The organism is Rhizobium sp. WSM1328, from assembly GCF_057653715.1.
In genome coordinates this window covers 4,523,075-4,543,054 of sequence record NZ_CM172788.1, presented here as the reverse complement: position 1 = coordinate 4,543,054, position 19,980 = coordinate 4,523,075, and the positions used below count along the sequence as shown (strand labels likewise).

Below are 19,980 nucleotides of genomic sequence, written 5' to 3'. Positions count from 1 at the left end.
TTTAGATCTGCGCGGTCAGCACGTTTTCGTGGGCGGCAAGCTTGATGCTCGGCTCGATATCCGGCTTGCCGAGTAAAAGGCCCTGTACTTGCGTGCAGCCTTCCTCGACGACGATCCGGCGCTGCATCTCGGTTTCCACGCCCTCCGTCACGACAGGCATGCCGAGGCTATGACCAAGGCCGATGATGGCGCGCACGATCGAGCGCGCCGCCGCATCATGTTCCAGCACGCCGGTGAAACTGCGGTCGACCTTGATCTTGTCGAAAGGGAATGAACGCAGGTTGGAAAGCGAGGAAAAACCGGTGCCGAAATCATCCATGACGATGTGCACACCGAGCTTGTGCAGCCGCAGCAGCGTCGTCATTACCCGGTCGCGATCGCGAATGAGGGCCGCCTCGGTGATCTCGAGCTCCAGCCGGCTGGGCGCAAGCCCGGTTTCGGCGAGAATCGCCTCGATCCGCTCGCAGAGGTTCGGCAGCATGAATTGCACCGGCGAGAGATTGACGGCGATCATCAACGGCAGCGGCCAGCGCACAGCCTCCCTGCAGGCCTGCTGCAACACCCATTCGCCGAGTTGGACGATCGAGCCGCTTTCCTCGGCGATCGGGATGAAGATATCGGGCTCGGTCAAGCCGTGACCTGGCCGGTTCCAGCGCATCAGGGCCTCGTAGCCACCGATCTCGCCGCTCAGCGCATCGAGGATCGGCTGATAGCTGACATGGATCTGGTTGCGGACGATCGCATGGCGCAGTTCGCTTTCGATCTGGCGGCGGTTCCGTGCCGCCTTATCCATTTCCGCGTCGAAGAAACAGACCTTGCCGCGACCGTCATGCTTGACGCGGTAGAGTGCAGTATCGGCATTGTTGCAGAGTTCTTCAGCAGCCATGCCATCCGCGGGATAGAGTGCGATGCCGACACTGACGCCGACGGCGGTCGGGTCACGTGCCGTGTCCATCTCGGCGGCGAATTCGCCGAGGATATCAGCCGCAAGCTTTTGCGCCGCCGCCGGCTGCTGCCCGGCGAGCTGAATGATGGCGAATTCATCGCCGCCGAGGCGGGCGATCGTATCGCTCTCATCGGCCACGCGGCGCAGGATCGAGGCGACCTTACGGAGAATGCGGTCGCCTTCAGCATGACCGAAGATATCGTTGACGGCCTTGAAGCGATCGAGGTCGAGATAGAAGAGGGCAACCTCGCTGTTCTTTCGTTCGGCCATCTGCAGTGCCTGCCGGATGCGGGTATCGAACAGCGACCTGTTCGGCAAATCGGTGAGCACGTCGTGGTGGGCGAGATGCTCGATCATCTCCTCGGCCTGCCTGCGCTCGGTGAGATCACGCACCGCCAGCACCTCACAATTATGCCCGCGATAGACGATCCTGCTCGTGGTCACTTCGACGGCGATCTCCCTGCCGTTCCTGGTGTTGAGCAGCGTCTCGCTGGATCTGTTCTGCCCAGTCCCCTGAACAGCGGTCAAAACAGCCGAGGGCGCCTTACCGGCAAGACCGGCAAGCTTCCAGCCGGAAAGCCCCTGGAAGCGTTCATTGGCATCGATGATCCGGCCTTCCCGCAGAATCAGCAGCCCTTCCTGCGAGGCATTCGCGAGCCCCCTCAGATCCGTCAGGTGGCTTTCGACAAAGACCACGGCGAGCGCAATCAGAATGAGCATCGTTGCCGCCACCACGACGATCGCAGCAAGCAGGCTGGCGTCGAGCACCGTTGCCGGAACCTCTTTCCCGAGATCCGGCACGAGCGTGATGCTAGCCATCGAGATGAAATGGAGCGCGCAGATCGCAAGGACGAAAGTGATTGACGAGGCGAGGAGCCGCCGCAGTCCCTTCAATTGGAAAAAGGTGTGGAAGGCGGCGCTCGACAACAGCGCTCCTGCGAGAACCGCACTCAGCGTCATGAAGGGATCATAAAGGATGACCGCCTGCGTTTCGATCGCCTGCATGCCGGTCAGGTGCATGGAGGCGATGCCGAGCGCCATCAGGACCCCGCCGCGGATACGAGAAAACCTGCCGCGGCTTTCCGAAGCGACGAGGATCGCCGCCCACGAACCGACAACCGACAGGAGGAAAGAAAGCGTCGTCAGGCCCAGTTGGTAGCCGATCGGCATGCCGCCGTCATAGGCCAGCATCGCGATGAAGTGCGTTGCCCATACGCCGGTGCCAAAAGCGAAGGCCGAGGCGCCGATCCAGAGCTTGCGCCGCCCGGCATCGCATTCCTGGGCACGGGAAAGCAGCAGCATAGCCGCCATAGCGCCGACCAGGCAGACGGCGGCCGCCGCAAGCACCAGCCGCCAATCGTGGTTGTCCCGAATACATGTAATGACCGAAAACATCTGCCCCTCGCACAGCTGAATTCGGTCAGGCTATTTAGCTTGTGCTAAATAACGGTAAATTGAATTAGAATTCTCGTTTATATTATCCAGCAAATCTTCTTGATATTAGTCTATGCCCCGCCGGTCTTTCGCGCCGCCGATTTTTTGTTTTTCCGCCTCGCCTGCCTTTCTGGTTTGGTCTATCGTCCGGCCGAATTTCAAAAAGGAGTCGAAAATGACCGATGTACGTCAGGTGCTTGCGCGCGCGGATCAGAACCTTCCATCGAGCCTCGACAAGCTGTTCGAGCTTCTGCGGATCCAGTCGATATCCACCGATCCCGCTTTTAAAGCCGAATGCCGAAAGGCTGCGGAATGGCTCGTCGCTTATCTCGGGACGCTCGGCTTTATGGCCTCGGTGCGCGATACGCCAGGCCATCCGATGGTCGTCGCCCATCATGCTGGCGCGTCCGCCGATGCGCCGCATGTTCTCTTCTACGGCCATTACGACGTTCAGCCGGTCGACCCAATCGAACTCTGGGAAAACGACCCCTTCGAGCCATCGATCAAGGATGTCGGCGAGGGCCGCAAGATCCTGACCGGCCGCGGCACCTCCGACGACAAGGGCCAGTTGATGACCTTCGTCGAGGCTTGCCGGGCCTATAAGGAGATCAACGGCGCGCTTCCCTGCCGCGTCACCATCCTCTTCGAGGGCGAGGAGGAGTCCGGCTCGCCGTCCCTGAAGCCCTTCCTCGAAGCCAATGCCGCCGAGCTCAAGGCCGATTATGCGCTGGTCTGCGATACCGGCATGTGGGACCGCGACACGCCGGCGATCGCCGCAGCGCTGCGCGGCCTCGTCGGCGAGGAAGTGGTCGTGACGGCCGCCGACCGCGACCTGCATTCCGGTCTCTTCGGCGGCGCGGCCGCCAATCCGATCCATATTCTCGTCGAGGCTCTTGCCGGCCTGCATGACGAGACGGGCCGCATTACGCTTGACGGTTTCTATGAAGGCGTCGAGGAAACGCCTGAAAACATCAAGGCGTCATGGGAGACGCTCGGCAAGACCGCGGAGAGCTTCCTCGGCGAAGTCGGCCTCTCCATTCCATCCGGCGAAAAGGGCCGTTCGGTGCTGGAACTCACCTGGGCGCGGCCGACCGCCGAAATCAACGGCATCTGGGGCGGTTATACCGGCGAAGGCTTCAAGACGGTGATCGCCGCCAAGGCTTCGGCCAAGGTTTCGTTCCGTCTCGTCGGCACGCAGGATCCGGCCGCCATTCGCGAGGCCTTCCGCAGCTATATCAGCGCGAAGATTCCCGCCGATTGCTCGGTCGAGTTCCATCCGCATGGCGGCTCGCCGGCGATCCACCTCTCCTATGATTCACCTGTTCTGACCAAGGCCAAGAACGCGCTTTCCGACGAGTGGCCGAAACCCGCCATTGTCATCGGCATGGGTGGGTCGATCCCGATCGTCGGAGATTTCCAGAAGATGCTCGGCATGGAATCGCTGCTCGTCGGCTTCGGCCTCAGCGATGATCGCATCCACTCGCCGAACGAGAAATACGAACTCGTCTCCTACCACAAGGGCATCCGCTCCTGGGTGCGGATTCTTCAGGCGCTCGCCGCCTGAACAGACGTGGCTCGCCTTGCAAGCCGGCGCTCTAGCAAAATCGCAAGAAACAAAAAGGCCGGTTCGACCCGGCCTTTCGTCATCCGCTCACCTCAGTGCCAGTTCATCCGTGGTCAAAGAGCAAGCGGGTATTGCAACGAGATTGCCGCCGAAAGGTTAACGAACCGTTAACAAAGCCCGACAGCACCACTCGCGGCTCCAAGGCGCTGACAGACATTCGCCGTTCAAGCTGCGTTCATCGCGAGCGACATATAAGCCATTGAAAGATAAGGTGAATGATAGCCCCTTACACCTGCGGGCGATCGCTCTGTCTTTTGTTTCAATGGCATATGCCAAGGAAACGCGGCCAAGCGCTGCCTGAAAAACGTGCCAACAAGGACTGAGAAGCGTGAAAAATCTCATCGTTAAAATCGCAGCCGCCGGCATGCTTATGCTGGCTCCCGCCATAGCGCAGGCTGCCGAGGGCTATTCGACGGCGAACGTCAACATGCGTGCCGGTCCGAGCACCCGATATCCTGCCGTTACCGTCATACCCGCCGGTTCCTCCGTCGAGATCCGCGGATGCCTTTCCGACGTCAACTGGTGCGACGTGGAATTCTACGGCGGCCGCGGCTGGGTTTCCGGCCAGTATGTGCAGGCCCTCTACCAGCAGCGCCGCGTCTATGTCGGCCCGCAATATTACCGTCCGCTCGGCATTCCGATGATTCGCTTCAGCGTCGACAATTATTGGGACCGTTACTACCGCAACCGCGATTTCTATCGCGACCGTGACCGCTGGAGCCGCGGCCCGGATTATTACTACCGCGACCGCGACAATCGGGATCGGGATCGCGACCGAGATCGGGATAACCGGGATCGCGACCGTAACTGGCGCGAGCGGGATGGCGACCGAGATGGGCGCGACCGCGATCACGACTGGCGCGGCGACAATCAAAGGGACGATCGGCAACGGGACGATCGGCAAAGAGGTGAACGGCAGAGGGACGACCGGAGAGGCGATGATCGCAGGCCGGACCGCAGGGACTTTGATTGCCGCCCCGGCGATCCCTCCTGCGACGAATGAAACAGAAAGGGCACGGCAGCGCCGTCCTCTTTTGAGGTTTGCCAAGCCAAAGGGAAACACCCAAGAAAAAGCCCGGCGCTCCCTTGGGAGGGATGCACCGGGCCTGATGTCGATCGGCGCGCGTTGAGGGGAGACGGCCGATCATTCGCGGGACGTGAGGGGTTGTCCCGCTTCTCCATAAACAATCGCGAAGCCTATTGGTTCCGCCTGCTGCATAATTCCTTAAATCGGAGCGTCCTTTAGGCGTCTCGAAAAGACGCGCGGCGCGGTAATGTATGTCGTATCGCACGTAACTCACGCCACAGACTTCGGGCCTTTGTTTTCACGACGCGCGCCGCTTCGCCGGCGAGCGCAAGACAGGCGCCGCGGGGGAAGCATCGATCCCCGAATGCGGTCACCGACAATTTGATGTGAAGCCATCGCGAGGCTCTTGTTTTGCGGAATTCTTTAATGCAGTTTTGTGAAGTTGCGGATTGATTTTAATCCGTTCGAGGCTGGACCCTGATGACGCAAGACTACCTGGCTTTCTTCGGGCTTTTCGCCCCTCGGGCAGCCGCCATAGATGTTACCGTTTGGCATAAACATAACACACTCCTGCCTGTACGCCTTACCGATGGGGCGAACCTCAACCCTTCCGGCCAGATCTGGCGTCGCTTTCATCTGGGCGAGTGGGAATATAAGCAGGACCCGGAAACGCTCGACGATTACGAGGCCCGGCAGTTCTGAAGGCCAATACTGTCGCCCGGCGCGATATGCTTTACTTTCCATTGTTAACACCCCGTTAAATCGCCGCATTTACAGTTCAGTCGGGTGATCACGGTGCCTGCTGCAGCGCGCTTTGTGCGTCTGGAAAGACGCGCGGCGCTGCAGAAGAGGATCGTTATGCGAAGTTGGCTTCGCGATCGAACATGGGGTGTGACCGGTCCGCGATGGCAGGCAGAGGCAGATCAGGCGACAGAATAGAACCCTCCTTCAGCGGCCGCCCGGCGCGCGACGATGACGAATTCTCGCTCGATGCCGACGATCGCATCGCCGGAGGCCGATCTCAGCGCCGCGGCGGCTCGAAACCCCCGCCGCAACGCGCCGCCCCCCGGCGGCGGCGCGAGCCGCGGGAGCGTGAAGGCGGCGTTTTTTTCGGCTTCCTGCGCCGTGTGATCTACTGGTGCGTCGTGCTTTTCATCTGGGCCGGCATCGGCGTTGCCGGGCTTGTGGTCTATTATGGCTCGCGCATGCCGAGCGCCAGCACATGGGCAATCCCGGAGCGGCCGCCGAACGTCAAGATCACCGCCGTCGACGGTAGCGTCATCGCCAATCGCGGTGCCACCGGCGGCGAGGCGCTGTCGCTCGAAAACATGTCGCCCTATATTCCGGAAGCCGTCATCGCCATCGAAGATCGGCGTTTCTATTCGCATTTCGGCGTCGATCCGCTCGGCCTCGGCCGGGCTGTCGTGACCAATCTCACGGCTGGTCACATGGTGCAGGGTGGCTCGACGCTGACGCAGCAGCTTGCCAAGAACCTCTTCCTCTCCCCCGAGAGAACGCTGGAACGCAAGGTGCAGGAAGTGCTGCTGTCGCTCTGGCTGGAGCAGAAATACACCAAGGACCAGATCCTTGCCATGTATCTCAACCGGGTGTTCTTCGGATCGAACGCCTATGGCGTCGAGGCCGCCTCGCGCCGGTACTTCAACAAATCGGCGCGTGACGTAAACCTCGGCGAGGCCGCGGTGCTGGCCGGCCTGCTCAAGGCGCCGTCGCGGCTTTCACCGGCCCGCGATGCCGATGCGGCGAATGCCCGCGCCCAGCTCGTGCTCGCGGCGATGCGCGAGCAGGGTTTCATCACCGATTCCGAGGTCAAGACGGCGATGTCGCAGACCCCGGCTTCGGCCAAGAGCTACTGGTCGGGCGCCGGGCACTATGTCGCCGACATGGTGATGGACGAGCTGCCGGGTCTGATCGGCGACGTCAAGGAAGACGTCATCGTCGATACGACCATCGACAAGTCGCTGGAAAAGAAGGCCGAGCAATCGCTGGTCGACGTACTGGACAAGGAGGGCGGCAAGCTCGACGCCTCGCAGGCGGCCCTCGTCTCGATCGACGGCACCGGCGCGATCCGAGCGCTCGTCGGCGGCAGGGATTATGCGACGAGCCAGTTCAACCGCGCCGTCAAGGCCAAACGCCAGCCGGGTTCCTCGTTCAAGCCCTTCGTCTATGCCGCAGCACTCGAGAAGGGGCTGACGCCGTATTCGGTGTTCAACGACGCGCCGATCCGGATCGGCGACTGGACGCCCGAAAATTACGAAAAAAAATACAATGGCGAAGTGACGCTGGCGACCGCGCTTGCCAAATCGCTGAACACGGTGGCTGCGCAGCTGGTGATGTATGACGGGCCGGATCAGGTGATCAAGCTTGCCCACCGGCTCGGCATCGAAAGCGAGCTGCAGCCGAATGCCTCGATCGCGCTCGGCACGTCCGAAGTGTCGCTGATGGAACTCACCGCCTCCTATGCCGCCTTCATGAACGGCGGCTACAAGGCGACGCCGCACGTCATCCGCCGGGTGACGACGGCCGAGGGCAAGGTTCTCTACGAAAATACCTATGACAGCCCGCCGCGCGTGCTCTCCGAGCAGATCGTCGCCCAGATGGATACGATGATGATGGGCGTCATCGAGAGCGGCACCGGGAAAAGCGCCAAGATCCCCGGTTGGCAGGCGGCGGGAAAGACCGGCACGACGCAGAATTCGCGCGACGCGCTCTTCGTCGGTTTCACCAGCAACCTGACCACGGGCGTCTGGTTCGGCAATGACGACGGCAAGCCGATGAAGAAGGTGACCGGCGGCGGCTTGCCCGCCAAGGCCTGGAAGGAATTCATGATCGCCGCCCACAAGGGTCTTTCGCCGGCACCTCTCTTCGGCAACGGCCAGTTGATCGCCGATCCGAACAATGGTCAGCCAATGGCTGAGGCACCGGGCAATGGGCAGTTGGGCAGCGGGCAACCGATGACGGCCGAAGCGCCGCCTTCGACGATCGGCGGCATTATTTCCGGCGTCTTCGGCGGCGACGACAATGCAAACCGCTATCCGCAAGCGCCTGCCCGGCAGCAAGGGGCAAGCTTCGGCAATGGCGGCCCGGTTCCGCCCGCAGACATTGCCGAAGGCGGGGGTCCGAACTATGAGGGCATGGTTCCACCCGGCGATGTCGGGGGCGCGCAGACAACCTCTTCCGTCCAGCCGCGGCGCACGACGCTGCTCGATCTGATCATGGGCCAGTGAGATCTTTGCTGCATGTCCGGCACACGCCCGATGCTTTAAAGCGCGCCGCAATCTTTCAGATTCGCGCCTCGCGCTTAAGGTCTTTGTTTTACGCATGTCGTTGTCGCAAAACCGCCACACAGTTTTGCGCGACATGCCGTAAAAAACGACCGCTTTCCGGACATGGGGCGACCTCTTTCCCGGCTACTGTAAAAATTGAACGCAACACATTCGTTTTGCTGGATTCCGGGGCATTTCTCGCCTTGCAGTCCAGAAAACCGCTCCTTATATACGCCGCATCACCGCAATCACGATTGCGTAATCTCAAGTAGACCCATCCCGTAAGGGGCTGTCAGGGAAATGCCTTCTCGGGGTTCCGACAGCTTGCTTCAAGGAGAGAATGACATGGCAAAAGTAATTGGTATCGACCTTGGAACGACGAATTCCTGCGTCGCAGTCATGGACGGCAAGGACGCGAAGGTTATCGAGAATGCGGAAGGTGCACGCACGACCCCTTCCATGGTGGCATTTTCCGAAGATGGCGAACGCCTCGTCGGCCAGCCGGCCAAGCGCCAGGCAGTCACCAACCCGACGAACACGCTCTTTGCAGTCAAGCGCCTGATCGGCCGCCGATACGAAGATCCGACCGTCGAGAAGGACAAGCACCTCGTTCCCTTCACCATCGTCAAGGGCGACAATGGCGACGCCTGGGTCGAAGCCAATGGCAAGGGCTACTCGCCCGCACAGATTTCCGCGATGATCCTTCAGAAGATGAAGGAAACCGCCGAATCCTATCTCGGCGAAAAGGTCGAGAAGGCCGTCATCACCGTTCCCGCCTACTTCAACGACGCGCAGCGCCAGGCCACCAAGGATGCCGGCCGCATCGCTGGTCTTGAAGTCCTGCGCATCATCAACGAGCCGACCGCCGCAGCGCTAGCCTACGGCCTCGACAAGAAAGAAGGCAAGACGATTGCCGTCTACGACCTTGGCGGCGGCACCTTCGATATTTCGATCCTCGAGATCGGTGACGGCGTCTTCGAAGTGAAGTCCACCAACGGCGATACTTTCCTCGGCGGTGAAGACTTCGACATGCGTCTCGTCGAATATCTCGTCGGTGAGTTCAAGAGGGACAACGGCATCGACCTGAAGAACGACAAGCTTGCCCTGCAGCGCCTCAAGGAAGCTGCGGAAAAGGCAAAGATCGAGCTTTCGTCCTCGCAGCAGACCGAAATCAACCTGCCGTTCATCACCGCCGACGCCTCCGGCCCGAAGCATCTGACGCTGAAGCTGACCCGCGCCAAGCTCGAGAGCCTGGTCGACGATCTCGTCCAGCGCACGATCGCGCCGTGCAAGGCAGCGCTCAAGGATGCCGGTGTCACCGCTGCCGAAATCGACGAAGTGGTTCTCGTCGGCGGCATGAGCCGCATGCCGAAGGTGCAAGAAGTCGTCAAGCAGCTGTTCGGCAAAGAGCCGCACAAGGGCGTCAACCCGGATGAAGTCGTGGCGCTTGGCGCCGCCATCCAGGCCGGCGTTCTGCAGGGCGACGTCAAGGACGTCCTGCTCCTCGACGTGACGCCGCTGTCGCTCGGCATCGAGACGCTCGGCGGTGTCTTCACCCGCCTGATCGAACGCAACACGACGATCCCGACGAAGAAGAGCCAGACGTTTTCGACCGCCGAAGACAACCAGCAGGCTGTGACCATCCGCGTTTCGCAGGGCGAGCGTGAAATGGCTGCCGACAACAAGCTGCTCGGCCAGTTCGACCTCGTCGGCCTGCCGCCGTCGCCGCGCGGCATGCCGCAGATCGAAGTCACCTTCGACATCGACGCCAATGGCATCGTGCAGGTTTCAGCCAAGGACAAGGGCACCGGCAAGGAACAGCAGATCCGCATCCAGGCTTCCGGCGGTCTTTCCGACTCCGACATCGAGAAGATGGTGAAGGATGCCGAAGCCCATGCCAGCGAAGACAAGAAGCGCCGCGAGGCGGTCGAAGCCCGGAACCAGGCTGAAAGCCTGATCCATTCCTCGGAAAAGTCGCTGAAGGATTATGGCGACAAGGTTTCCGAGGCCGACCGCACCGCGATCTCGGATGCGATCGCCGCGCTGAAGACGGCGTCGGAAGCATCGGAGCCCGATGCCGACGACATCAAGGCCAAGACCCAGACGCTGATGGAAGTGTCGATGAAGCTCGGCCAGGCGATCTATGAAGCACAACAGGCCGAAGGCGGCGCTGCTGGCGATGCCTCCGCGGAAGGCGGCGACAATGTCGTCGATGCCGACTACGAGGAAATCAAGGACGACGACCGCAAGAAGTCCGCGTAATCCGCGACGGCGTGGTTATGCTTCAACACCTGATCCGGCTGCTCACCATGGCAGCCGGAAAATCCATTTCCGGGGTTTAATCCTTAATGGCAAAAGCGGACTTTTACGAAACTCTGGGTGTAGCCAAGACGGCGGACGAGAAAGAGCTGAAAAGCGCCTTTCGCAAATTGGCGATGAAATTCCATCCGGACAAGAACCCGGATGACAAGGACGCCGAGCGGAAGTTCAAGGAAATCAACGAAGCCTACGAGATGCTCAAGGACCCGCAGAAGCGGGCGGCCTATGATCGCTATGGCCATGCGGCCTTCGAGCATGGCGGAATGGGCGGCGGTGGCGGCGGATTTGCCGGCGGCGGTTTCTCCGACATTTTCGAGGATATCTTCGGCGAGATGATGGGTGGTGGGCGCGCGCGCCAGCGCTCGTCGGGCGGCCGCGAGCGTGGCGCCGATCTTCGCTACAACATGGAAATAACGCTGGAAGAATCTTTCTCCGGCAAGACGGCGCAGATCCGCGTTCCGACATCGATCACCTGCGACGTCTGTTCCGGTTCAGGCGCCAAGCCCGGCACGCAGCCGAAGAACTGCGGCACCTGCCAGGGAACGGGACGCGTGCGCGCGGCACAGGGCTTCTTCTCGATCGAGCGGACCTGCCCGACCTGCCACGGCCGCGGCCAGATCATTCCCGATCCCTGCCCAAAGTGCCACGGCCAGGGCCGGGTGACGGAAGAGCGTTCGCTCTCGGTCAATATTCCCGCCGGCATCGAGGACGGCACCCGCATCCGCCTGCAGGGCGAAGGCGAGGCCGGCGCCCGGGGCGGACCGGCGGGCGATCTCTATATCTTCCTGTCCGTCAAACCGCATGAATTCTATCAGCGCGACGGAGCCGATCTCTATTGCGCCGTTCCGATCTCGATGACGACGGCGGCGCTCGGCGGCACCTTCGACGTGGCGACGCTCGACGGCACCAAGTCGCGCGTGACGGTGCCCGAGGGCACGCAGGTCGGCAAACAGTTTCGACTCAAGAGCAAGGGCATGCCGGTGCTGCGTTCGGTGCAGACGGGCGACCTCTACATACAGATCCAGATCGAGACGCCGCAAAAGCTCACCAAGCGCCAACGCGAACTGCTTCAGGAATTCGAGCAGCTTTCCTCCAAGGAGAATAATCCCGAATCGACGGGCTTCTTTGCCCGCATGAAAGAATTCTTCGAAGGCTGAGCCGCGACCGACATGCCCATTAAGAAAAGCCGGGACGGAAACGTTTCCGGCTTTTTTGTTTTAAGAATCCTGATTTGCGACATTCGCCGTCCATGCCGGCGAATCTGTCCCGGATCGATACGGCGGCGGGCGGGACGACGACTTGCGTTAACGCAGCCAGATGATGCCGCTTGCAAGTTTTCCAAATGAATTCAGTCTCTGCCGTCAGTGCATGACCCCGAGAATCGGAATCGATTTCGGGGTCATGCACCAAATCAAAGTGATAGAGCGTCCTTAGCGCTAGCGGGAACAAACAAACCAAGGGTATCGACCATGGCGCCAGCCTATTCATCTCAGTCCGAAGACGTCGACGTTCTCGCCGGCGCCATCTACACATGGTGCGCCGAGCGCAACATCAAGCTTCGCAGCCAGCAAGGCCTTTCCATCGCCAGCATCGCGATCGACCTCTATCATGCCGGCCACCAGACGCAGGACGATCTGCTGATGGCGCTGCACGAATGCGAGATTCACTGAAGCGCGCGGCATCGAACCTCAATCAGGCGGTCTGCTACCGGTCTTTGTCCTGATGCACGTCATCCCTCCAAGACCACATGCACACCTGCACGTGTCCGGAAATCATCCAGATCTTGAATAGGTCGTGCTTTTCCGTGGGAATCCTGATTGCCCAGTGGAATCAGGCGGCGGTTTCGGCCGCTTCGCCCGTCATGAGGGTGACGATCGTCTTGACCGCTTCCTTGCCTGCCGGTGAGTTCAGCTTGTCGTAGCTCAGCGCGAGCGCATAGGCGTCGGGGCTGAGTTCGACGCGGCTGCCGAATGGCGACATGCCGGCACCCTCGAAGAGAGCAGAGATCTCGACGTCGAGAAAAACCGCGATCTGATGCAGCTTGCTGGCGGAAACGCGGTTCGCCCCCTTTTCGTATTTCTGGATCTGCTGGAAAGTCAGTCCGAGTGCTTCGCCAAGCTCGAGCTGGGAAACACGGCGAAGGGCGCGAAACTGTCTGACGTTGCGACCGACGATAATATCAACCGGATCTGGCACTTCATCACTCTCTTATACATAAACGGTTCGTTTACCATATCGTCTGCGCCAGATAACTCAACCCTGCAGTTGCAAAATTCAACCGACTTTTTTTGGGCATTACGTAACGTCAATAGCCTTAAGGGATGGCGGCAAACCTTGAATATCCGGCGCTGGAAGACATTGCCAATGACTGTCGACGGGATCGGTTTGGCGATGTCAAACCATCTCCGGTGGTTGTATTTTTAACCGAATTTCGAAAGTGCCATGGCTGTCGTTCCATCGGGGGGATGTCGGACACAAGGGCTTTGGTCACGGGATCATCTGGAATATATGTCCTGTGTGGCGCCAGCCGCTGCGTCCCTACATACCATCAAAGACTTAATTTCCCGCAGCGCCGATGGTGCGCGATCCACGGCCAAAGAGCTGCCAGCCTTGCCATCAGCGCCGCTTCGGCTTAGCTGTCACGCTTTACGATTCCGGACATTCGATGCCGCACAAGGTTTCTCTTTCCCGTCTGAAGCTGACAGACTTCCGCAACTATGCGGCGGCGGCCCTTACCCTTGATGGTCGGCATGCCGTACTGACGGGAGACAACGGCGCCGGCAAGACCAATCTCATGGAGGCAGTTTCTCTGCTTTCGCCTGGCCGCGGTCTGCGCCGCGCGGCCTATGGCGACATTACCCGTGTCGGCGCCGCCGGCGGTTTTTCGATCTTCGCCGCACTCGACGGCATGGAAGGCGACGTCGAGATCGGCACCGGCATCGAAACGAGCGAGGAGACCACCGCCCGCAGGCTGCGCATCAATGGCACGACGGCAAAGACTGCCGACGAACTCACCGACCATCTGCGCCTTCTCTGGCTGACACCGGCAATGGACGGCCTCTTTACCGGCGCCTCTTCCGACCGACGCCGCTTTCTCGACCGGCTGGTGCTGTCGCTCGATCCCGCCCATGGCCGCCGCGCCAGCGATTTCGAGCGCGCCATGCGCAGCCGCAACAAATTGCTGGACGAAGGGCGCTTTGATCCCTCCTGGCTTGCTGGCATCGAGGAGCAGATGGCAAGCCTCGGCATCGCCATGGCGCTCGCCCGGCAGGAGATGCTCGGCCTGCTGACCCGGCTGATCGAGGAAACACGGGAAAGCTCGCCCTTCCCTTCGGCAGCGCTGCAGCTCTCGGGCTTCATGGACGGTCAGTTCTCGCGCCCCTCGGTCGACCTCGAAGATGACTACGCGGCGATGCTGGCGGAGAGCCGCTACCGCGATGCCGGCGCAGGGCGCACGCTCGAGGGGCCGCATCGGGCCGATCTCATCGTGCATCACCGCGAAAAGGCGATGGAGGCGGAGCGTTGCTCCACCGGCGAGCAGAAAGCGCTGCTAGTCGGCCTGGTGCTTGCGCATGCGCGGCTCGTCGGCAACCTCACCGGCCATGCGCCGATTCTGCTGCTCGACGAGATCGCGGCGCATCTCGATGAGGGCCGCCGCGCCGCGCTATTCGACCTTATCGACGGGCTCGGCGGCCAGTCCTTCATGACCGGAACGGATCGCGCGATGTTTGCGGCACTCGGCGACAGGGCGCAGTTTTTCACGGTTTCCGACGGAAGAGTGTTCGAATGACGGAGGCAGCTTTTCCCGGCGTCGGGCGTCATGATAACATCGGCGCCATGGAACCGCTCAGCCCGGAAGAAATCGCGCGCTATCACCGCCATATCCTGCTGCCCGAGATCGGCGGCGCCGGCCAGCAGAAACTGAAAGCCGCCCGGGTGCTGGTGATCGGCGCCGGCGGTCTCGGTGCGCCGGTCCTGCAATATCTGGCCGCAGCCGGCGTCGGCACGCTCGGTATCGTCGACGACGACCGGGTGTCGCTGTCGAACCTGCAGCGCCAGGTGATCCATGATTCCGGCACGATCGGCGAATTGAAGACGGAGAGTGCCGCCTTCGCCATCGCCAGGCTCAATCCGCATGTCCGGTTGATCCGCTTCGAGGAACGCTTCTCCCCGGAGGCGGGCCGCCGTCAGCTCTCCGGTTTCGATCTGCTGATCGACGGCTCCGACAATTTCGACACCCGTTATGCCGCCGCGGATGCCGCGGATGAAGGGCGCATCCCGCTCGTCACCGGCGCCGTCGGGCGCTTCGACGGTTCGCTGACTGTTCTCAAGCCCTATGAGACGGCTGAGGACGGAACGCCCAACCCCAGATATCGTGACCTGTTTCCGGAAGCGCCGCCGGCCGGGTTGATTCCCGCCTGCGCCGAGGCCGGGATCATCGGCGCGCTGACCGGCGTCATCGGCACGATGATGGCAATGGAGGCAATCAAGCTCGTCACGGGCACCGGTGAACCGCTGGTCGGACGGTTGCTGCTCTACGACGCGCTCTCGGCCCGGTTCGACACCATCCGCTACAAACGACGCCGTACGACACAGAGACAGGCCGGATGACGATTATTTCTCTTAATCAGACCTTCACGCGCTGGGACGAATTGCTGACACTCATCCTCGCCTCCTTCGCCTCGATGAACGGCAGGATCGACCCGCCATCTTCGGCGCTCAAGCTGACGACGGAATCACTGGCCGAAAAGGCCAGGACCGAGATCGGCCATGTCGCCATCGACGGCGAAAAACTGATCGGCTGCCTCTTCCTGCGGCCGGAGGCCGATTGTCTCTATGTCGGCAAGCTCGCCGTCCTGCCTGAGGTACAGGGCAAGGGCCTCGGCAAGCGGCTGCTGACGATTGCCGAGGAGACGGCTGCGGCGCTCGGCCTTCCCGCCTTGCGGCTGGAAACGCGCATCGAACTCACCGACAATCACGCCGTCTTTGCCGCCTGGGGATTTTCCAGAACCGCCGAAAAGGCGCATCCCGGTTTTGCCAGGACGACGTTCGTCGAAATGCGCAAGGTTCTTGCGCCTCCAATCTGCGTCGCCTGACTTACAGCATTCTTCAACGACCCGGCAGTACCCGATTCGGCGGCCTGTGACCGTCGATGAAGGTGCGGATATTGATGATGACCTTGTCGCCCATGTCGATGCGGCCTTCGATCGTCGCCGAACTCATATGCGGCAGCAGCACGACCTTGCCCTCATTGGCGAGCTTGATGAGCCTCGGGTTGACGGCGGGCTCGTTTTCGAAGACGTCGAGGCCGGCGCCGGCGATCCGGCCCTCCCTCAGGCACTTGATCAGTGCAGCTTCATCGACCACGTCGCCGCGCGCAGTGTTGACGAGATAGGCTGTCGGCTGCAGCAGCGCCAGACGGCGGGCCGAGATCAGGTGGAAGGTCGCCGGCGTCGACGGACAATTGATCGAAACGATGTCGACGCGGGCGAGCATCTGGTCGAGGCTTTCCCAATAGGTCGCCTCCAGTTCGTCCTCGACGGCCGGATTGACGCGCTTGCGGTTGTGATAGTGGATCGACAGGCCGAAAGCCTTGGCACGGCGGGCCACTGCCGTGCCGATGCGGCCCATACCGACGATGCCGATGCGCTTGCCGTGAATGCGCCGGCCGAGCATCCAGGTGGGAGACCAGCCTGCCCACTCGCCCGGCTTGTCGGTCAGCACGCGCGCACCTTCGCCGAGCCTTCTCGGAACAGCGAGAATCAGCGCCATGGTCATATCGGCGGTGTCCTCTGTCAGGACGTTCGGCGTGTTGGTGACGGTGATGCCCTTGCGCGCCGCCGCCTCGACGTCGATGTGATCGGTGCCGTTGGAGAAGCTCGCAATCAGCTTCATCTGCGGTCCCGCCTCTTCGATCAGCGCCGCGTCGATGCGATCGGTGACGGTCGGCACCAGCACGTCGGCGGTCTTGACCGCGGCGATCAGCTCGGCAACGGAGCGCGGCGCGTCGTCGATGTTCAGCTCGGCGTCGAAGAGTTCGCGCATCCGGGTTTCGACGGCATCCGGCAGCTTGCGGGTGATGTAGACCTTGGGTTTTTTCTTCGCTGTCATGGCTGCCTGTGGTGCCTTGTTCAGAGGTCTTTAACCAAGAGGGGTGATAATTTTCCCATCCGGGCATTTTCTACCAGACCCGCACGCGAAGACAAACAAAACTCGTGGTGCAGCCGGGGAATGTCAGAGCCCGGACCGCGAACAGGCCGGGCCTGCCCGCGAATTCGAGCAAACGGAAACTTCCATGCGCAGCAAAGTCCTGACGTCCTGCCTCGCCCTTGCCATCGTTCTGGCTGCATCCATGGGAAGCGTCGAGTTCGCCCATGCGCAGGCGGCCAAGGGGCCAAGCGGGCTGCCATTGCCGCGTTTCGTCACGCTGAAATCCAAGCGCGTCAACCTGCGCATCGGTCCGGGAACGGATTACGCCGTGTCGTGGATGTACCTGAAATCTGGCCTGCCGGTGGAGATTATCCAGGAATACGACAATTGGCGCCGTATCCGCGATGCCGACGGCACCGAAGGCTGGGTCAACCAGTCGCTGCTGTCAGGCCAGCGCGCGGCGATCGCCGCCCCGTGGATGAAGACCAAGGGCAAGGGCATCTATGTCAATCTGCGCCGCGAGGCGCAGCCCTCCGCCTCGATCGTCGCGAAGCTCGAACCCGGCGTGATGCTGACGATCGGCGAATGCAACGGCGACTGGTGCCGCGCCGAATCCGACGGCGCCTCTGGCTGGGTGGCGCAGTCGGAGATCTGGGGCGCCTATCCCGGCGAAGCCTTCAAATAAGCCCTGCCTGTTTGGCGGCCTCGGAAAGCGAGCTCATCGGACGCGGGCCGATCTGCTGGATGACGATGCCGGCAGCCAGGCAACCGAGCTTGCCGCAATCCTCAAGCGAACGGCCCTGCGTATAGCCATAGAGGAAGCCGGAGGCGAACAGATCGCCGGCGCCTGTCGTATCGACCACTTCCCTGATCCTGATGGCGTCGACGTAATAACGCTCTTTGCCCTGGAGGATGACGGCACCGTCCTCGCTCATCGTGACGGCGGCGATCTTGCAATCGGCCGCGATCCTGTTCAGCGCCTCTTCGAAATCGTCGGTCTCGTAGAGTGACAGCGCCTCCTGGCGATTGGCGAAGACGATATCGACCTTGCCTGAGCGCATCAGATCGAGGAATTCGTCGCGATAGCGGCCGACGCAAAAGCTGTCCGACAGCGTCATCGACACTTCGCGGCCGTTTTCATGGGCGATGCGGGCACAATCGAGGATCGCTTCCTTGGCGCGTGGCGGATCCCAGAGATATCCTTCGAAATAGGTAACCTTGGCGTCGGCCACGACGTCGGTCTCGACATCCTCCGGGCCGAGCTCGACGCAAGCGCCGAGATAGGTGTTCATCGAACGCTCGCCGTCCTCGGTGACGAAGATCATCGAACGCGCCGTCGGCGGGAAGGTGCCCTTCGGCCGGGTCTGGTAGTGGACGCCCTGGGCGCGGATGTCGTGCGCGAAGATGTCGCCGAGCTGGTCTTGGGCGACATTGCCGAAATAGGCAGCCTTGCCGCCGAGGCTGGCAACGCCCGCCGCCGTGTTGCCGGCGCTGCCGCCGGAAGCTTCGAGCGCCGGTCCCATGCGCGAATACAAGAGTTCGGCGCGTTCGGCATCGATGAGGTTCATCGCCGCCTTGGTGATCTGGTTGTCAATGAGGAACTGGTCGTCGCAACGGGCAATGATATCCACGATTGCGTTGCCGACTGTCAGAACATCGAATCTTGTCATGAAATGGGGGGTCCCGGAGTTTGTGATAGCCGGGGTTTGGTCTTAGCGAAATTTCCGCGGTTTGGAAGGATAAATGGTGGATGGCCTCTCTATTTCTTCGCAAAAGTGCCGCCTATTCGTCATGTCCCTGTCACTTTCGAAATCTAGAAATGCTCGCAAGAAGACCGGCATGAGCAGCTTTCAGTTGCAGCCGGGCGCACGAGGGATGATCCCTTCGATCTTACCGGCGCGTTGCTGACCACGGATGAACTGGCAGCTTCGTGATCCGGGTATCCGGCAAGGCCGGAGCGGAAAAGCGGGCTATGCCCGCTTTTTTTGTTTTGCCGATGCGCCTGATTGGACGGCGGTTGCCTTTTCAATCCAAGCAGTTTGCTGCTACTGCATAATTCCTTAAATCGGAATCGATTTAAGGAATTATGCAGCAATTCAAAGTGCTACAGCGTCCTTTGCGCGCCTGAAAAGACGCGCGGCGCTGTAGACGTCGAATATTCCCCCGCGCAGAGCAGCCTCCCCTATGTCAGCCATCATTCTCGACGTCCTTCCCATCTTCATCCTGATTCTCATCGGCTGGGTGATCGTCCGCAGCGGGTTGATGGCGTCGAATGTCGGCGAAGCGCTCAGCGAATTCGTCTTCAAGATCGCCGTGCCGCTTCTACTTTTCCGCACCATCGCCGAGGCGGATTTTCATGGCGCCTCGCCTTTTCGTCTCTGGGTCGTCTACTTTTCCGGCGTCGCCATCACCTGGACAGCCGGCCATATCGCCGCGACACGGCTCTTCGGCCGCGACGAACGTATCGGCGTGCTGGCCGGCGTCTCCTCGGCCTTCGCCAACAATATCTTCATCGGCCTGCCGCTCGTCGAGCGGACCGTCGGCGACGAAGGGCTGGTGGCGCTGTCGATCCTGCTTGCCGTGCATCTGCCCGTGATGATGGTCGCCGGCACGGTGTTGATGGAGCATGCGGAGCGCAAGATCGCCGGCAAAAGCGATCGCAGCATGATGCTCGTGCTCCGCCAGATCGCGGTCAATCTCGTGCGCAACCCGCTGGTGATCGGCCTTGCGGCCGGCATGGCCATGCACCTTTCCGGTCTCACCATGCCGACGACGCTGGCAACGGTCGTCGGGCAGATCGCCGGCATTGCCGGCCCGGCGGCGCTGATATCGCTCGGCATGGCGCTGGAGAGATACGGTGTCTCCGGCAATCTCGGCATCGCCAGCGTCACCTCAAGCCTGAAGCTGCTGCTGCTGCCTGGCTGCGTGTGGGCGGCGAGCCGTCTCCTCGGTCTCAGCCCCGAATGGACGGCAGCGATCGTGCTGACCTCCTCCGTCCCGACAGGCGTCAACGCCTGGCTGATCGCCAATCGCTTCGGCGTCGGTCACAGCCTCGCCGCCTCGACGATCACCGTGACGACGGCGCTCGGCGCCATCACGGTCTCGCTCTGGGCCTATTTCCTCGGCGCCTGAAGCGCGTCGTAGTCTAAAAACGGCTGCACAGTTTTGCGCGACATGTTTTAATTGGTTCTCTGCA

16 protein-coding genes are annotated in these 19,980 nt (G+C 61.3%); 12 read left to right on the top strand and 4 right to left on the bottom strand.

The window, feature by feature from the left end:
• Position 1: 1 nt before the first annotated feature.
• Positions 2 to 2,341 (bottom strand): bifunctional diguanylate cyclase/phosphodiesterase, encoded by a 2,340-nt coding sequence (locus tag AC2444_RS22405; RefSeq protein ID WP_012759679.1) that lies wholly within the window; start codon positions 2,339 to 2,341, stop codon positions 2 to 4.
• A 214-nt stretch (positions 2,342 to 2,555) separates the two neighbouring features.
• On the opposite strand from AC2444_RS22405, the gene AC2444_RS22400 reads away from it, so the two are divergent.
• The 7 genes from AC2444_RS22400 to AC2444_RS22370 all read left to right on the top strand — a co-directional run bounded on the left by AC2444_RS22400 (position 2,556) and on the right by AC2444_RS22370 (position 12,304).
• Positions 2,556 to 3,944, top strand: a complete 1,389-nt coding sequence (locus AC2444_RS22400; protein ID WP_012759678.1) for a dipeptidase — start codon at positions 2,556 to 2,558, stop codon at positions 3,942 to 3,944.
• Between the two features lie 388 nt (positions 3,945 to 4,332).
• A complete protein-coding gene (locus AC2444_RS22395) occupies positions 4,333 to 5,007 on the top strand; it encodes an SH3 domain-containing protein (RefSeq protein ID WP_012759677.1) in 675 nt (224 codons plus the stop codon).
• A gap of 504 nt (positions 5,008 to 5,511) precedes the next feature.
• Positions 5,512 to 5,733: a hypothetical protein gene (locus tag AC2444_RS22390; RefSeq protein ID WP_012759676.1), complete on the top strand. Its 222-nt coding sequence runs from the start codon at positions 5,512 to 5,514 to the stop codon at positions 5,731 to 5,733.
• Positions 5,734 to 5,936: 203 nt separating this feature from the next.
• Positions 5,937 to 8,276, top strand: a complete 2,340-nt coding sequence (locus tag AC2444_RS22385) for a transglycosylase domain-containing protein (RefSeq protein WP_012759675.1) — start codon at positions 5,937 to 5,939, stop codon at positions 8,274 to 8,276.
• Positions 8,277 to 8,660: 384 nt separating this feature from the next.
• On the top strand, positions 8,661 to 10,577 hold the full coding sequence (gene dnaK / locus AC2444_RS22380; protein WP_012759674.1) for a molecular chaperone DnaK: 1,917 nt from the start codon (positions 8,661 to 8,663) through the stop codon (positions 10,575 to 10,577).
• Between the two features lie 86 nt (positions 10,578 to 10,663).
• Positions 10,664 to 11,791 (top strand): molecular chaperone DnaJ, encoded by a 1,128-nt coding sequence (gene dnaJ, locus AC2444_RS22375; protein ID WP_012759673.1) that lies wholly within the window; start codon positions 10,664 to 10,666, stop codon positions 11,789 to 11,791.
• A gap of 312 nt (positions 11,792 to 12,103) precedes the next feature.
• The gene (locus AC2444_RS22370) at positions 12,104 to 12,304 is read left to right on the top strand and encodes a hypothetical protein (RefSeq protein ID WP_012759672.1); all 201 of its coding nucleotides are present in this window, start codon (positions 12,104 to 12,106) and stop codon (positions 12,302 to 12,304) included.
• 160 nt (positions 12,305 to 12,464) lie between these two features.
• Here the strand turns inward: AC2444_RS22370 and AC2444_RS22365 are convergent, their stop codons facing one another.
• The gene (locus tag AC2444_RS22365; protein WP_003544369.1) at positions 12,465 to 12,830 is read right to left on the bottom strand and encodes a helix-turn-helix domain-containing protein; all 366 of its coding nucleotides are present in this window, start codon (positions 12,828 to 12,830) and stop codon (positions 12,465 to 12,467) included.
• Between the two features lie 469 nt (positions 12,831 to 13,299).
• On the opposite strand from AC2444_RS22365, the gene recF reads away from it, so the two are divergent.
• From recF to AC2444_RS22350, 3 genes are read left to right on the top strand one after another with little or no spacing between them, the layout of a single operon-like run.
• Positions 13,300 to 14,424 (top strand): DNA replication/repair protein RecF, encoded by a 1,125-nt coding sequence (gene recF, locus AC2444_RS22360; protein WP_012759671.1) that lies wholly within the window; start codon positions 13,300 to 13,302, stop codon positions 14,422 to 14,424.
• A complete protein-coding gene (locus tag AC2444_RS22355) occupies positions 14,421 to 15,245 on the top strand; it encodes a molybdopterin-synthase adenylyltransferase MoeB (protein ID WP_012759670.1) in 825 nt (274 codons plus the stop codon). Before recF ends, AC2444_RS22355 begins: the two co-directional genes overlap by 4 nt.
• The gene (locus tag AC2444_RS22350; protein ID WP_012759669.1) at positions 15,242 to 15,730 is read left to right on the top strand and encodes a GNAT family N-acetyltransferase; all 489 of its coding nucleotides are present in this window, start codon (positions 15,242 to 15,244) and stop codon (positions 15,728 to 15,730) included. The genes AC2444_RS22355 and AC2444_RS22350 overlap by 4 nt, the downstream gene beginning before the upstream one ends.
• Before the next feature lie 13 nt (positions 15,731 to 15,743).
• Here the strand turns inward: AC2444_RS22350 and AC2444_RS22345 are convergent, their stop codons facing one another.
• Positions 15,744 to 16,745 carry a 2-hydroxyacid dehydrogenase gene (locus tag AC2444_RS22345; protein ID WP_012759668.1) on the bottom strand — a complete coding sequence of 334 codons (1,002 nt, stop codon included), beginning with the start codon at positions 16,743 to 16,745 and terminating at the stop codon, positions 15,744 to 15,746.
• A 184-nt stretch (positions 16,746 to 16,929) separates the two neighbouring features.
• Here AC2444_RS22345 and AC2444_RS22340 point away from each other — a divergent pair, with 184 nt between their 5' ends.
• Complete coding sequence (locus AC2444_RS22340; RefSeq protein ID WP_012759667.1) at positions 16,930 to 17,469, top strand: SH3 domain-containing protein; 540 nt, start codon at positions 16,930 to 16,932, stop codon at positions 17,467 to 17,469.
• On the opposite strand, the gene AC2444_RS22335 is transcribed toward AC2444_RS22340, so the two are convergent.
• Positions 17,462 to 18,454, bottom strand: a complete 993-nt coding sequence (locus tag AC2444_RS22335) for an adenosine kinase (protein ID WP_012759666.1) — start codon at positions 18,452 to 18,454, stop codon at positions 17,462 to 17,464. The genes AC2444_RS22340 and AC2444_RS22335 overlap by 8 nt on opposite strands.
• Positions 18,455 to 18,968: 514 nt before the next feature.
• Here AC2444_RS22335 and AC2444_RS22330 point away from each other — a divergent pair.
• Positions 18,969 to 19,916: an AEC family transporter gene (locus AC2444_RS22330; RefSeq protein ID WP_012759665.1), complete on the top strand. Its 948-nt coding sequence runs from the start codon at positions 18,969 to 18,971 to the stop codon at positions 19,914 to 19,916.
• The last annotated feature ends 64 nt before the right edge of the window (positions 19,917 to 19,980 follow it).

Coding starts and splice junctions, on each gene's coding strand:
- AC2444_RS22405 (WP_012759679.1), bottom strand. CDS start 2,341: ATGTTTTCGGTCATTACATGTATTCGGGACAACCACGATTGGCGGCTG.
- AC2444_RS22400 (WP_012759678.1), top strand. CDS start 2,556: ATGACCGATGTACGTCAGGTGCTTGCGCGCGCGGATCAGAACCTTCCA.
- AC2444_RS22390 (WP_012759676.1), top strand. CDS start 5,512: ATGACGCAAGACTACCTGGCTTTCTTCGGGCTTTTCGCCCCTCGGGCA.
- AC2444_RS22385 (WP_012759675.1), top strand. CDS start 5,937: ATGGCAGGCAGAGGCAGATCAGGCGACAGAATAGAACCCTCCTTCAGC.
- dnaK (WP_012759674.1), top strand. CDS start 8,661: ATGGCAAAAGTAATTGGTATCGACCTTGGAACGACGAATTCCTGCGTC.
- dnaJ (WP_012759673.1), top strand. CDS start 10,664: ATGGCAAAAGCGGACTTTTACGAAACTCTGGGTGTAGCCAAGACGGCG.
- AC2444_RS22370 (WP_012759672.1), top strand. CDS start 12,104: ATGGCGCCAGCCTATTCATCTCAGTCCGAAGACGTCGACGTTCTCGCC.
- recF (WP_012759671.1), top strand. CDS start 13,300: ATGCCGCACAAGGTTTCTCTTTCCCGTCTGAAGCTGACAGACTTCCGC.
- AC2444_RS22355 (WP_012759670.1), top strand. CDS start 14,421: ATGACGGAGGCAGCTTTTCCCGGCGTCGGGCGTCATGATAACATCGGC.
- AC2444_RS22350 (WP_012759669.1), top strand. CDS start 15,242: ATGACGATTATTTCTCTTAATCAGACCTTCACGCGCTGGGACGAATTG.
- AC2444_RS22345 (WP_012759668.1), bottom strand. CDS start 16,745: ATGACAGCGAAGAAAAAACCCAAGGTCTACATCACCCGCAAGCTGCCG.
- AC2444_RS22340 (WP_012759667.1), top strand. CDS start 16,930: ATGCGCAGCAAAGTCCTGACGTCCTGCCTCGCCCTTGCCATCGTTCTG.
- AC2444_RS22335 (WP_012759666.1), bottom strand. CDS start 18,454: ATGACAAGATTCGATGTTCTGACAGTCGGCAACGCAATCGTGGATATC.
- AC2444_RS22330 (WP_012759665.1), top strand. CDS start 18,969: ATGTCAGCCATCATTCTCGACGTCCTTCCCATCTTCATCCTGATTCTC.